Here is a 12,992-nt window from a genome sequence, read left to right on the forward strand (position 1 = left end):
GATGATCCGGTCGAGTTCGCGCGCGACCCGCTGTCCAGACAGCGACGTGTCGACCACCAGGGCCAGACACTCCCGCGTGCAGTCATCGACCACGACGAGGATGCGGAAGCGGCGCCCGTCGTCGAGCGTGTCGGAGACGAAGTCGAGGCTCCAGCGCTGGTTCGGCTCCTGCGGCACCGCGGCCGGCGCTCGCGTGCCCAGTGCTCGCTTGCGACCCCCGCGCTTGCGCACCGACAGCCGTTCCTCTCGGTAGAGCCGGAAGAGCTTCTTGTGGTTGAGCGTGAGGCCCTCCCGCCGCAGCAGAATGAGCAGGCGTCGGTAGCCGAACCGGCGGCGCTCGCCGGCCAGGCCGCGCAGGCGTACCCGCACGGCCGCGTCGTCGTCACGGGTCGAGGCGTAGCGGTACGTCTTCGGCTCCAGGCCGATCAGCCTGCAGGCGCGACGCTGCGAATAGCCCTTCTCCTCGATGGCCCAGCTCACGGCTATTCTCCGTGCGCCGGGCGTCAGAAGTTTTCTCCCAGCGCCTCACGCAGCGTCGCTACGTCGAGCATCGCCTCGGCCAGCAGCTTCTTGAGCTTGCGGTTCTCTTCGTCGAGCGCCTTGAGGCGGCGCGCGTCCGAGACCTCCATGCCGCCGAAGCGCGAACGTCACGTGTCGAACGTCGCATCGCTGATGCCGTGGCGGCGGCAGATCTCAGTGACCGGCAGCCCAGCCTGCTGCTCCTTCAGGATGCCGATGATCTGCTCATCGCTGAACCGGCTCTTCTTCATCGTCCGTCTCCTGATTGACGGACCCTAGCTTCAGAACGAGGGCAGACCAGGGGGCAAGGTCACGAGAGACTCCTTCACTTCGCTCCTTCGAAGGAGCGGCTTCAGGTTCTTCGGAACGCGACGCCTATACCAGTAGACGCCCGACTTCGGGTGCCGCCAGCGGCGGGACAGCGGGAGAACCATGGTGTAGCACCCATGTGTATCACCCGGCACTCCGCAACTATCTCAGACAAATAAGCTTTTTGGGTTCAAGCCACTTCGGGGCGAGTGGCGGAGACGGAGGGATTAGACGACTAAGTGCCGTTAACCCATTCTCGCGTCAGCAAGCCCAGAGAATCGCGCCCGAATCCGGGTCGTGTTACGGTTCAAACCGGTTCATATCACCCCTTTAGGAGTCCCCACCGGTGCCTCGCAAGGCAGACGACAAGGACGGTTATCTGACCTGGCACGACGGGACGTACCGCGTCTCGATGGGCGTGCCCAAGGAGTTGCGCGCCCAGCTTGGATCCCGCTTGGTGAGAAGCACGGGTACGGCCAGCAAGGTCGAGGCGCGGGCCATCCGTGACATGATCGTGCCGCGGTTCAGGAAGCAGATCGAGGAGGCCTGGAAGGCCAGGGGCGGGAAGAAGAACAGTTTGCTGGCGATCGCCCTGGAGACGCGCAAGGCGATGGAGACGGCCGACGAGAACCTGTTCGACTTCCTCGACCAGGGCACGCGCGAGTGGTTCGAAAAGATCCTGCGCGACGGGGCGAAGATCGAGGACGTCATGACGCCGGACGGCCCCGACGAGCGTGTGATCCCGACGCTCGAGGCGGCGGCGACGGTGAAGGAGCTGAAGCGGGTGATCCACCGCGGCGAGACCCCGATCGCGTACCTGCACGACTCGTTCATGAGGACGCTGAAGACGTCGGCGCGCTCGCAGCTCGACGAGCCTCGCGCCCTCGGGATCCTGCTCGACTGGCTGGAGGCCCATGACATCGAGCCGTTCATCGAGAACGTCAGCAAGCCCGTCGCCGTGCGTTTCATGGATTTCATGGACCAGCGTAGCGACCTATCGTGGGCGTCAAAGGCCAAATACTTCGGGCGGATCAAGTTCTACTGGGCGTGGCTAGCCAAGCGTGACCACGCGAAGGAGAACCCTTTCCGCGACCTGACGCTCGATCGGCCGGAGACGAAGAGGTCCGACGACGAGCGGCCCTACACCGACGAAGAGGTCCAAAGGCTCCTCATGGGCAAGCCGATGGAGGGGAACAGGATGCGCGACGTCATGCTGGTCGCGGCCCTCACCGGGGCCAGGCTCGACGCCGTCGTGGACCTGAAGGTCGGCGGCCTGCCCGACCATTTCACGTTCAAGCCGCAGAAGAAGGAGCGGGACCACAGACATGTCCCGGTCCATCCCGATCTCCTAGAAATCGTGGAGCGCAGGATTAAGAACAAGGGCCGCGAAGACGACCTGTTCCCGGAATGGCCCGCGTCTCCGGAAACGTCTACGCGCCCTCGAAGCGCCTATTTCTCAAAGCGATATACGAAGTATACGTCGGACATCAAGGTTAGAGACGAGGAGGAAGGTCGCAGACGCTCGAAGGTCAACTTCCACTCGTGGCGTAGGTGGTTCATCACGAAGCTGGAGCGGGCCCGGGTGAGGGAGCCACTCATCGCCGCGATAGTCGGCCACAAGCGCCCCGGGATGACGCTGGGTCTCTACTCGGGCGGCCCCGAGTTCGAGGAAGCCCGGGAGGCGATCGCCCTGGTCAAGCTGCCCCCCCTCGACGGCTCGCCTGTGCCCGAGGAGCGGTCCCTGTCGCCAAGGATGCGCGCGTGAAACCGGTTGCCCGTTCGAATCCCGAACCCTCCGCCAAACCCTAGTTGACCCCGCCGGCGCGGCCGCGGGGCGAGCAACCCCGCCATGACCCCCTCCTCACCGCCGACACGCAGTTCGGCGACGAGAGCATCATGCGTGCGTGCCGCCGACCGTTCGAGTCTGCGACAGACATGAACCGGACGATGGTCGAGATCTTGAACGCACGCGTGAGGCCGACCGACACGGTCTGGCACCTCGGCGTCTTCTCGATGCGCGCCAAGGCCTCCGAGGTCGCCGGGATCTTCGCAGCGCTCAACGGGCGCAAGTTCCTATGCCGGGGCAACCACGACCGCAGGCGATTCCTCGACCTGCCCTGGGCCGCCCCGCCGGTAGACATCGCCGACGTGTCCGTGGACGGCGCCCGGCTGATCCTCTGTCACTACAACTTCCGGAGCTGGAGGGGCGCGTTCCGGGGGGGCGCTCAAGCTCTACGGGGACACGCACGACCTGCTGCCCCCTAGCCGGCAGTCCTGCGACGTGGGGGCCGACAGCTGGGCCTACGCCCCGGTGGCGCTGGGCGAGATCCGCTACAAGCTGGCCGGCGTCGCGGAGGAACCCGAGGAGATCCGGCTGGGGAGGGCCCAGGCGGCCGAGCGCGGCGAGAGCTAGTGGTCCAAATCCGACGCTTGGTATCCGCCGCCAAGGGCTGCTCCCGACCCACAGCCGCCGCCGGGATAGCGTTCGGCGCATCCCGAAAGCGGCCATTCGTCAGCAATCCGGCAATTTCGGCTCGAGGTGGCGAGCTGCAGTTCGCTAATTGTCAAAAAGCCGGCGTTTATTCGTGAGCTTGCTTCGGGAGTGAAAGTCTCGGGCGGGCCACTTGAAACTTTAATATAGAACACGGAAAGAGGCGATCTGCTGTTTGTCTCCATCTTTTCATATTTTTCTAATCAATTTTTGGGCCTAGTTCCCGTGCTTTGCGCTTCGCAACATCCCTCACGTTTGTGTTTTTGTCAGTGACGGCTTCACGTAGAAACGCCTCATCTAACGACCCGGCCGCTCCGAGCAAATTCAGGAGTTCGGCGCGTACTTCTGTAACAGGAAAACCAAATTTAGCGGCCTCCTCCCTCAAGCGAGAATTGCGGTATGCTGACTTTGCGGAGGCTGTATCTATATGTCCGCCGGTCGCGAGCCAACGGGCGCCGAGCTTTGCAGCGGCTTCCACGACCCGATCATCTTCAGACCGCAATGCCGCGGTGATTGTCTGATCAACGGAACTCACAAGTTCTACGTCGCTTTCGGCCAAAGCAGCTAGGATGTACTCGCTCCCACTGTCTGGCCCACCCTGCAGCCGGCCGAGCAGAAGATCACGCCAAACTAACTTATTGGTATGTAGGCCGGCGATCTGCACGGCATAGAACAAGGCAACCCCGCGTGCCTTCTCTAGCAGACGGGCGCAATCCGCTTCTGTGGAGGGTATCACCGCGAGCAGATTCGCCGCGATAGCCGCCAGCCAGATTGATCCGTGGCTAAACGCACCCTCAAGGTGATCCCGATTGAGTTGCGCCGTGGCCGCATTCCGCCAGTCAGGAGCAGGGATGTCCGGGTGAGTCAACTCTAGGGAGGAAAGGCTTTGGGGTGGCTCGAACTCTGACCTCGTCAGAATCTCACGTGCCTCAATCGCAAGCTGGGAGACATTGATCCGAGACGCAGTCACGAGCCCTGTGATAGCCTCGGCGACGGCCGCCTCATCGTAAGCCTGCTCCCACTTTAAGATATCGGAAGCAACAGTGGAATTGACGTTTGAAAGCTCAACGAGCGCGCTGAACTCAGGATAACCAGCCTTCGCCGAAAGGGTGGCGTCGCTCCTTGGCGCATCTCTAGCGACGGCGATGGCGAGCGCCCGCATCATGCGATTGAAGGATCGACTCCAGCGTCTATCGGGATCAATCACGACTTGCGCTGTTGGTGTCAGATCTCCCCTGAGCGGAAAGTCCAACGGAGATGCAGGCGGTTCTATGCCATTGGCAATCAGTACCACTCGTACACTGGCGAAAAATCCAACGCTCGTGAATGGTCGGTCTGAAAGATTATTTGCGACAAAATTGGCCATTTCGTCTACCGGCTTCGCCTTGAGCGTGGCGAGAGCAACTAATTGTATCAAATCGATGCGTCGGCCAAGCAAATTTGGGCGTATACCCGTGGTCACTGCCGGCTTGTAACCAAGGATTTGCGCGATAAACTCGTTGAGTGCCTGCTCGAGTCTTGAGCCATCGTAATAAATCTCACCCGCTTCGATAGCCGCTGCCCAGGCGACAAGCTTCACATCTTGATTGGGATCGTCAAGACGGTCGCGTGCAAGCGGTCCAACTACAGTAGGGCGTGACTTGGCGAGTGCAGTTAGGTGCTTGCCGATGGAGAAGCGATCGTCAGAGTTCGTTGCTGCAATGTCCAAAGCAATCTGGGCGATTTCGGCGGTTTTGGTGTCGTCGACGTGCGCGTCAAAGTCAGCAGCAAGCGAGAGGGCACGTTCGAGCTGTCCTTCAGCTCCGCGGCCTCGGCGGTCGACGTAGAGCTGCGCGAGTTGGTTGCCCAAGCCGAGAGCCCCCGCAAACGCGACTACTTCCCCGAACGCAGCTAGGTCGACCAGCCGCTCTAATTCGAGCTGCTGGCCCTCGCCTATTTGGCAGAGGAAGCGGGCAGCCGCGAACTCTCCGAAGGTTTTGTGCACGAAGGTGACTAGTTGAGTGCCCGCATGATGCACTCTCTCCACTATCCCGGCCCGCTCCCAGTGCGCGAAGCCGCGAGCGAAGAGTGGCGCGATTGCCAGCGCCGACTGTCGGAGGTCGATGGCGAGGCGCTCACATCCGGCTCTTTCAAGCTGCTGCGATGTGAGCAGCGGGTTGTGAGTTAGTTCCCAGCCGATGATGTCGAGAATGCGCGCACTCTCAGAGGAGGTGAGTTGTGCGGCAGCGGCATCGTAATCGCGACCCTCGAAAAGCGCGATCATCGCCTCATAAAGTTCGGGCTTTGTAGCAGGCAGCCGTTCGCTCTGGATAATGAGTGTCGTCGACATACCAAGTAGCAGCGGGCTACCCACGATCGCATCGCGGACCGGCGTCGCTGCCAGCTCGCGCTTTGCTTCCTCAAGACAACCGGAGTCAGCCAGATCAAGGCTGCGAGTTGCTGCGAGCAGGCGTCCAAGGTTTTTGTGACCCTCTTTCGCGACAGGCGGTTCGAGGCGGTAATGCCGCCACTCGATCAGCCTTGCGGTTTCATACCCGATCGGCCTCGTGGTGACGATGATCGTTGCCTGCGGATGACCGGCGGCGTAGGCGACCAAGCCTTGGGCTACTTGGTCATGGAGCCGTCCGGCCTCGTCAAGGCCATCGGCGACAACCACATGACGCGCGAACTGCGCATAGCGGATCTCTGCTGGTTGGACCCCCGACCCGTCTAACCCGTGTTGCTCAAGTGCCAGCTCAAACGGTGCGCCTGCGTCCATAGCGCCAGCGACGCGTTTCAAGCGGACGGCGAGAACTGGAATACCGTCGCGTGCGAATTCCCACGCGAGTCGGTTGGCGAGGGTCGATTTGCCCATGCCGGGACCGGCGATGATGACATTGTATTGTCTGTACCGACCCGTCCACTGGCCATCGAATACGTTGTCGCTGAGCACCTCTCCTGCTCGGCCGTGATAGCGATCGAGAGCCGCGGATGCACCCGGAGCCTGCGGACCCACTCGCGGGATCGCTACTAATCTTGCCGGTAGCATGACCTCGATCGGTAACGTTGTCGAACCAGCCGGCAGGCTAAACGATCCGCGCGTAGCTTCGGTCCACTTGGTAAGCCTTGTTGCAATCCCTGCGGGTGCATTGTCCTCTCGCAGCCTAATCCCCTGCGAGCGCAGCAACGTTACGAGCGAGGGGAGCGTCCACCGCCCGCGCGCCCGCATAAGCGCGATTGCATCACGGTACATGAGGTTGAGCGCATCCTCGGCCCGCTCAGCATCCGCGCAGATCGTACGGAGCGTATCGATGACGTTCCGGCGGTCACCACCTTGCGACTCAAGAAGGTCAAGCGTTTGAATTCGCAGGTTGGCGCAATGACTCGACGACCGGCCCGTTTCTTTCAGGCGTTTGATCCACTCCGCGCCGATATCCGAAAGAGAATCCTCTGCCCCCTGCCCGATCTTGATGATGTCGGCAGCAAGAAAATTTCTGATCGTGCCACTGCTGTCGGGCGTAATGGCGAGTACGCCGTAGTCGATCGCGCGCTTAGCGATCCCGTCAACCAGCGCGTCTAACGCCTCCCACAGCTCGGCACCTCGTTGCAGGCCTTTTTTGCACTGGATCTCCGCCGAGCCTCTGTCCACTAGATCAAGGGCGATGTCGTCCCCTGGACCGCCGGTTTCGGCGCGTATCGACATAGGGACGTCGCTCACGACCTTCTCAAGCCAGCCAATCCTAGTGCCTCGCATCAGATGGACCGCGGCCGCTACCATCGCCATCGCGTGGAAATCAGTTCCGCCCGCGTTGCCGGTCCCTCCGCCGCGCCGGTCTGGTCCCCCAGCGTCGCTGCCCGGCGTTGTACTGAGGTCAGCTTCATCCCTAGACATACAAACCCAGAAGTTGAATTTTAGCGTTGCCTTGGATCCTCATTCTGGCAGACCGCGCGATGCGACGCCAAGGCTTTGACCGGGGCACACAATAGCAAGTTCTGCCGAGTCTTGCCCATGAGCCGGGAAGTTCCTCTCGACCGAGACGGATCTTGAGCGGCGTCGGTTTTCCTAAAACCGAGCCTATCGAATTCCCGTGTTGGTGCATGATCGGTCCCCCAGCTATGTCCGCTTCGATTCATCCGCCATCTGGAAGCGGATGGGCGAGAAACCACCCAGGGCGGCCATTCAGAGAACCATGCCAGCCGGGCTGGACTTGGCCGTAAGCGGAATGACCGCTTCGGAGAAGTGCGGCCGGAAAAGCGGACGACCTCCTATCGACCCATGTCGGCCGTTCTTAGCGCTCTCGCCAATTCTTGATAGCGGTCAATTATCGGCCTTCAGGTAACTTTGGCTTGGGCCGCGCACTGGCGTACAAACACGCTCGCGTGCCGAACAGTCGCAAATTCGCAGTTAAGAGCTATCGCTCTGCAATGTACACCGGGAGCCAATCAGTTGGTCCAACATTGTCTTCGTTTGGACGTGCACCTTCTTCCCGCATTTTGATGATAGAAGGTTTAATCTGGGTCCATATTAGTTCAATTATTTCCATGAATGCGTCTCTCATAATTTGCGCGGGCCTGCTAACTTCTTCAGGCATATAACGCGTCGAGGCCACTGATATAACGTCGATACGTTCGCGAAACGGAGGATGGCGCTTGCGTGGTGGCGATTGATCAAGACCGGTGCGCAGTAGATTCTTTGCCCTAGCTACAAGATCGATCAAACCCAACATGAGCACAGCGCCCACACCCGTGACCGCGAATGGATTGACTTTTTGAGGATTGCTCCAGATCTTGTAGCTAATCATATGGCCGAAAACATCGGCCTCATGCTCGTCCTGCAGATGGTCCGCCTTATCTTCAGTGCTTTCCGATTGACCATGCCGTAGAACATGGTGGCCATACTCGTGGGCAATAGCGAAAGTCTCCATTGATTTCAGCAAAAGCAGCCTTGTTAGAGCTTGATTGGCATTCGCGAAGCCAAATACGTGATGCTGTGGCGGAAATCCATTCACCGCATAAGACAAAATAAGACTGCTCCAGTCTCCTACCAGGTCCGGCTTACTAGGAAGCCTATCTTTCAGAGATAAAGGGACCTGGCTCCACGCCTCTCCTTCGCTCTCAGCCAGTGTGAGCGTCATCATTCTCGAAACGAGATTGCAGAACGGAAGGAATGGGATGCTGACCTCGACAATGCTGGCCGCTCCACCTGTGAAAGAGACAGAGCGTTGTGAGGCCATTAGACCCGATGTGGGATTGCCGCCGTATACAACGCCTGCTTGCACCTCCAAACCCAGATCCTTGCAAGCATGCTCGATTTCCTCGATCGAATGCGCGAGTATTAATCGCGCATTCGGGTCGTCCTCCAAGGTTTCTGTCGACGCCGAGGATACAGCTTTGCGGTATGCTTCGATTAGTTCCGAAGTATCAACCATACCTTGGCTGTTTGCTTGCGCGATGTCAAGCAAGAGGTCGCTATTTTGATCGAGCCATTCCTGTAAATCATCACCAGATAAAACTTTTAAGCCAGATTTATCCGCTACACCGCGCAAAAGTTGCTGCCTATATTCCTCGGCGATTTGCCTTAATTCGGGAATGCTGTCTGTGCTCATTTAAATATGTCTATCTAGCGTATCTAGATACCGATAATATCAATCGAGCTTAAATTTGCAAACTCGTGCAAGACAAAGCGGTAAGTGGTGCACGCAGGAACGATGGCAAGACGGCGTTCCCCCTCTGCTTCGCTGTCTTCCCAGCCAGGAGCGGACCAGCCGCATCGCACCCTTTGCAGACCCCGCGACTGGGTACCAAGCGTCAGATTTTGACCACTAGGGTGTGAACCGAACCAAGGCGTTGCAGGGTTTGTCGTTTTGTGATTCCAGGCGGCCGTTTTGCGGCCTGGAGGTAGCGATAGCGGACCTGTTCTGGCTTTTGGATGAGCAGTGGGCGGTGATCGAACCGTTCATGCCCAAGGATCAGCCCGGACCCGAGCGGAAGGACGACCGGCAGATCATCTCGGGCATCCTGCACGTGCTGACATCGGGCTGTCGCTGGCGCGATTGCCCGGCCGCCTACGGCCCGCGTACCTCGGTCTACAACCGCTTCAACCGCTGGTCGCGGCGCGGCTTCTGGAAAGCCATGCTCGCCGCGCTGGCCACGGCCGGATGGGCAGGCGATGCAGCTGCCGTCGACAGCAGCTACGTCCGGGCCCAGCGCTCGGCTCATGGCGGCAAAGGGGGGCGACGGCGCAGGCTATCGGCCCGTCGCGCGGCGGCCAAACGACCAAGATCCATGCGCTCACCGATGTCCTCGGTCGCCCTGGCGTCCTGCTACTGACGCCCGGCAACACCAGCGATGTGACCACCGCTCCGGCGATCTTGGCCGAAGCGCCTGGTCGGATTTAGCGTCTGGCCGCCGACAAGGGCTACGATGCCGACTGGCTGCGCGCTGACCTGCGCAAGAGCGGCATCACGCCGGTCATCCCGGGCAAGCGCGGCCGCAAGCGGAAGATCCGCCATGACAGGCCCCGCTATCGGGAGCGCTGGCGGATCGAGGCGACCTTCAACCGCCTCAAAGACTTCCGCCGCATTGCCACCCGCTACGACAAACTCGCCCGCAACTACGCCTCGGCCCTCGCTCTGGCCGCCGTCATCGCCGTCTGGTGCTGATCGAGTCCACACCCTAGCAGCGGACCGGCTGGCGATGCCAGCTGCTGTGGTTCGACCAGACGGCCATCGTCTCGACAGGCGCCGACTCGGACGGGGCGTCCTCACACTCGATCGACCCCGAAAGCCCGGCCTCCATGACACGCTCCACCAAGGCGTCGAGGTCGAAGTCGCCTTCCGGGGCGGCCTCGGCCGCGGGCGGCCCAGATTCCTGCGGCGGCTCGCCCTCCGCCTCGGGCTCGCCTTGGGCCCCGGGCGGGGCCCCTGCGTCATCGGCCACGGCATCGAGGATGTCGGCCCGGGTGCGCAGGTCGGCTGCGGCCGCCCGGGCGATCACCGGCAGCGCGTCGACGACCCACAGCGGGACGGGCTTCGCCGTCTCTGTCTCCAGGAGCCACTGTGCCACCCGCGCCCGGCCGATCTCCCGGCCTGTCGCCTTGCCGATCGCCCGGGCGAAATCGGCGTGCCACGTCCCGCGGGGCTGATCTTTGTCCGCTTCTCCGCCCTGCTCCTGCTTGTGGCCGATCTTGGCGCCGAAGGCCGCGTCCCCGATCCGGCGGACGAGGTCCCGGCGACGACGGCGTTCAGCCTCGTCAGTGAACTCACGCGTTCCCATCGGAAGCTCTTTTGATGTGCGAACCCCGGGAGCGGTGCCCCCGGAGTGAACGGATTATATCACTGATTCTCGCGAGTGAACTAGCGCGTTCACCGAGCCCGAGCGGGCTTCAGTCGTCCCACTGCAGCAGCTCCCGCATGCCGGTGCGGATCTCTGTGACGCTGTCGCGCTTGCCGCGGCTGTACCCCGCCTCCCAGGACGAAAGCATGACCTTGGCGACGTCCCGGCTTGTGCCGGTGGGCAGCGTGAGGATCGCCGGGCTGAAGTCGGGTGAGTCCTCGGCGCGCCACAGCGAGACCTTCGGCTTCCACTCGCCATACCAGTGCTGCGCGCGCGCCTTGTATCCGGGGAACTCGCCGAGCTCCTCCAGGGCAGTGTTCTCACGGTGCCGTTGCTGCATGGCGGCAAGGCGCTTGCGCAGGTTCTCCAAGGAGAGCCAGGGATCGGTCTGCGTGTACGGATTCGCGTGCAGCTCGACGAAGCGCCGGGCGGCGCTCTGCGTCTCCTCGGCGGCCGTCCACGGCTCATCCTCGCTCCATTCGCGCAGCAGCGGCAGCGCGACGACGTGGGGCGCGAGCACCCGCGCGAGCTCGTCGTGCTGCTCATAGTCGTAGGGCTCGATCGACAGGATGGCGGCCAGCGCGGCGTCGGTCTTGGACATGGTGTGTCTTCCCCTGTTGCGTGGTCCCCTTTCGAGGTCATTGCCGTGGCCGGCCCTCGGCGGGTCCGCCCCTTGAGGCGTCCTGCGAAGGGCCGGGGCGCGGAGCCCCGGCGGGTCAGCGGGCGTGGGCAAGCATGTCCAGCGCGGGGATGTCCTCGGCGAGCTCGCGGGCGGCGCGGGCCTCGTCGCGGATGGCCTTCGCGAGCGCCCGCGCCCGGGACTTCTCGGCGCGCTCGATGATCTGGGCCGCGACCTGAGCGGCCGAGCAATCCTTCGCCCGCTTCCCCTCGGCGGCGGTCATGATGACCATCATTGTGATGCCGCGGGCTCCCTTCGTGCGCTCGACGTAGAGGCCGGCGGACTGGAGGCGGGCGATGAGGGACTCCCGGCTCGCGGCGTAGCTGCCGCCGCTGCGGGCCGCGGCACCTTTGAGGTCAGAGCCGGCCCACGACTTGTGCCCCCAGATTAGGCCTTCCTGGTAGTAGCCTCGGGCACAGGCGAGGGCCGTGTCCCGGGCCTTGGGCGTGAGGAGCGTGTACGACATGTCCCGGTCTCCGGATCAGAGGACGGTGAGGAATGGGATAAGCACGGCCGGCTCGGGCAGCTCGGCGGCGACGATCGCTACGAGGGCGTCGAGCATTGCCTCCAGGGCAGTCTGTTCGGTCTTGGGGGTGCTAGGGATCTGGGTCATCGTGGCCTCCGCAAGAAGCGTTCTGCCCTGACAGTGAACACAATAGTTCACTGAAGTTGAGGCAAGGATATGGTGAACAATTCTGTCCACCATATCGCTCAGGCTCGCCCCCCGCCGCCCTCCGTCTTCTCTCTCGCCAAGCGGTTGCGCCGCCGGGTCTCGGCTCCGCGGAGGGCGGCGTCGCGACGTTTCTCGGTCAGGATAATCCTCCCCGCCTCTTCGACGTCGAGCCGAACGATGGCCTCGCGGGCGTCGCCAGCCGCGAGGGCGAGCTCGGGGTACCGCCGCCAGATCCCGCGGCCGTGGTCGAATCCGAACGGGATCTGCCTATCGCTGTCGAGCCACCAGACGCGTTGGGGGGCTCCTGGCACCAGCGGCTGTGGGATCCAAAGGGCTGCACGGCCGCCATCGAACAGGATGACCTCTGCACGGATCACCCCGTGGTCGTCGTGCTCGGTGGCCGTCACGACGACCACGGGGTGATGCGCCTCCGCCGGCACCCAGGGCACCGCCTGACGGACGAGGAACTTGATGAGGGCCTCCTCGTCGGGGGCGACGCGCTCGACGATGATCAGCTCGTCCAGCTCAGGGATGAGGGATTCCTGCGGCATCGTTATTCCCTCCACCGGATGCCGGTGCGGACGCCGGCGAGCCGGGCGAGGACGCTGAGCGCGACGTACGCCCATCCCCATGTCCCGACCCAAACGACTGCCATCAGCTGCGGATTGTTGGGGCCGAACACCGCGACCGCGGCGGGTGTGAGCGTGCCGGCCGTCAAGAGCCTGTCGATTGGCTCGCCGGCTGCGGCGATGCCTTCCCTCAGGGCGGAACAGATGTCGGCGATCATCGGACCGCCCCCCGCTTCGCGGGCGACATGGCGGGGACGTACCGCCCGGTCATTTCCTCCAGACCCAGCGCGGCGAGCACGCGCGAGCTCGGCGCTTGGTCGCTCCGCAGGACCGAGCGCTCCGGGACTTCGTGCAGCCGGGCGATCGACGCATGCGTCTCCCCGCCTTCCAGGAGCCTGCTCAGCACCGCCTTGGGCGGCCTGTACTCCCCATCAATCG

The 12,992-nt window shown here is 62.5% G+C and carries 12 protein-coding genes and 2 pseudogenes; 4 read left to right on the top strand and 10 right to left on the bottom strand.

Annotated features, from left to right (window positions below):
• Positions 1-770, bottom strand: a pseudogene (locus ACLBX9_RS07010) (IS3 family transposase); the annotation flags it as partial.
• 30 nt (positions 771-800) lie between these two features.
• Entirely contained in the window at positions 801-953 is a 153-nt protein-coding gene (locus tag ACLBX9_RS07015) for a DUF6538 domain-containing protein (protein WP_447718406.1), read from the bottom strand.
• Between the two features lie 287 nt (positions 954-1,240).
• Here ACLBX9_RS07015 and ACLBX9_RS07020 point away from each other — a divergent pair, with 287 nt between their 5' ends.
• From ACLBX9_RS07020 to ACLBX9_RS07030, 3 genes are all read left to right on the top strand, one after another.
• Complete coding sequence (locus tag ACLBX9_RS07020; protein WP_447718407.1) at positions 1,241-2,593, top strand: tyrosine-type recombinase/integrase; 1,353 nt, start codon at positions 1,241-1,243, stop codon at positions 2,591-2,593.
• 182 nt (positions 2,594-2,775) lie between these two features.
• Complete coding sequence (locus ACLBX9_RS07025; RefSeq protein ID WP_447718408.1) at positions 2,776-3,093, top strand: hypothetical protein; 318 nt, start codon at positions 2,776-2,778, stop codon at positions 3,091-3,093.
• 16 nt (positions 3,094-3,109) lie between these two features.
• Positions 3,110-3,241 carry a hypothetical protein gene (locus ACLBX9_RS07030; protein ID WP_447718409.1) on the top strand — a complete coding sequence of 44 codons (132 nt, stop codon included), beginning with the start codon at positions 3,110-3,112 and terminating at the stop codon, positions 3,239-3,241.
• A gap of 277 nt (positions 3,242-3,518) precedes the next feature.
• Here the strand turns inward: ACLBX9_RS07030 and ACLBX9_RS07035 are convergent, their stop codons facing one another.
• Positions 3,519-7,016, bottom strand: a complete 3,498-nt coding sequence (locus tag ACLBX9_RS07035) for an NACHT domain-containing protein (RefSeq protein WP_447718410.1) — start codon at positions 7,014-7,016, stop codon at positions 3,519-3,521.
• A 694-nt stretch (positions 7,017-7,710) separates the two neighbouring features.
• Positions 7,711-8,904: an ImmA/IrrE family metallo-endopeptidase gene (locus ACLBX9_RS07040; RefSeq protein ID WP_447718411.1), complete on the bottom strand. Its 1,194-nt coding sequence runs from the start codon at positions 8,902-8,904 to the stop codon at positions 7,711-7,713.
• Positions 8,905-9,202: 298 nt separating this feature from the next.
• On the opposite strand from ACLBX9_RS07040, the pseudogene ACLBX9_RS07045 reads away from it, so the two are divergent.
• Positions 9,203-9,960: pseudogene (locus ACLBX9_RS07045) on the top strand (IS5 family transposase).
• 13 nt (positions 9,961-9,973) lie between these two features.
• Here the strand turns inward: ACLBX9_RS07045 and ACLBX9_RS07050 are convergent.
• From ACLBX9_RS07050 to ACLBX9_RS07075, 6 genes are all read right to left on the bottom strand, one after another.
• Positions 9,974-10,573 carry a hypothetical protein gene (locus ACLBX9_RS07050; RefSeq protein ID WP_447718412.1) on the bottom strand — a complete coding sequence of 200 codons (600 nt, stop codon included), beginning with the start codon at positions 10,571-10,573 and terminating at the stop codon, positions 9,974-9,976.
• 109 nt (positions 10,574-10,682) lie between these two features.
• Positions 10,683-11,234, bottom strand: coding sequence for a hypothetical protein (locus ACLBX9_RS07055; RefSeq protein ID WP_447718413.1), 552 nt, complete (start codon positions 11,232-11,234; stop codon positions 10,683-10,685).
• 115 nt (positions 11,235-11,349) lie between these two features.
• On the bottom strand, positions 11,350-11,778 hold the full coding sequence (locus ACLBX9_RS07060; protein ID WP_447718414.1) for a hypothetical protein: 429 nt from the start codon (positions 11,776-11,778) through the stop codon (positions 11,350-11,352).
• Between the two features lie 15 nt (positions 11,779-11,793).
• Positions 11,794-11,925 carry a hypothetical protein gene (locus tag ACLBX9_RS07065; RefSeq protein WP_447718415.1) on the bottom strand — a complete coding sequence of 44 codons (132 nt, stop codon included), beginning with the start codon at positions 11,923-11,925 and terminating at the stop codon, positions 11,794-11,796.
• Positions 11,926-12,023: 98 nt separating this feature from the next.
• The gene (locus tag ACLBX9_RS07070) at positions 12,024-12,536 is read right to left on the bottom strand and encodes a hypothetical protein (RefSeq protein ID WP_447718416.1); all 513 of its coding nucleotides are present in this window, start codon (positions 12,534-12,536) and stop codon (positions 12,024-12,026) included.
• Between the two features lie 2 nt (positions 12,537-12,538).
• The gene (locus ACLBX9_RS07075; protein ID WP_447718417.1) at positions 12,539-12,772 is read right to left on the bottom strand and encodes a hypothetical protein; all 234 of its coding nucleotides are present in this window, start codon (positions 12,770-12,772) and stop codon (positions 12,539-12,541) included.
• Positions 12,773-12,992: the final 220 nt, after the last annotated feature.

The organism is Methylobacterium sp. A49B, from assembly GCF_053346215.1.

Coding starts and splice junctions, on each gene's coding strand:
- ACLBX9_RS07015 (WP_447718406.1), bottom strand. CDS start 953: ATGGTTCTCCCGCTGTCCCGCCGCTGGCGGCACCCGAAGTCGGGCGTC.
- ACLBX9_RS07020 (WP_447718407.1), top strand. CDS start 1,241: ATGGGCGTGCCCAAGGAGTTGCGCGCCCAGCTTGGATCCCGCTTGGTG.
- ACLBX9_RS07025 (WP_447718408.1), top strand. CDS start 2,776: ATGGTCGAGATCTTGAACGCACGCGTGAGGCCGACCGACACGGTCTGG.
- ACLBX9_RS07040 (WP_447718411.1), bottom strand. CDS start 8,904: ATGAGCACAGACAGCATTCCCGAATTAAGGCAAATCGCCGAGGAATAT.
- ACLBX9_RS07050 (WP_447718412.1), bottom strand. CDS start 10,573: ATGGGAACGCGTGAGTTCACTGACGAGGCTGAACGCCGTCGTCGCCGG.
- ACLBX9_RS07055 (WP_447718413.1), bottom strand. CDS start 11,234: ATGTCCAAGACCGACGCCGCGCTGGCCGCCATCCTGTCGATCGAGCCC.
- ACLBX9_RS07060 (WP_447718414.1), bottom strand. CDS start 11,778: ATGTCGTACACGCTCCTCACGCCCAAGGCCCGGGACACGGCCCTCGCC.
- ACLBX9_RS07065 (WP_447718415.1), bottom strand. CDS start 11,925: ATGACCCAGATCCCTAGCACCCCCAAGACCGAACAGACTGCCCTGGAG.
- ACLBX9_RS07070 (WP_447718416.1), bottom strand. CDS start 12,536: ATGCCGCAGGAATCCCTCATCCCTGAGCTGGACGAGCTGATCATCGTC.
- ACLBX9_RS07075 (WP_447718417.1), bottom strand. CDS start 12,772: ATGATCGCCGACATCTGTTCCGCCCTGAGGGAAGGCATCGCCGCAGCC.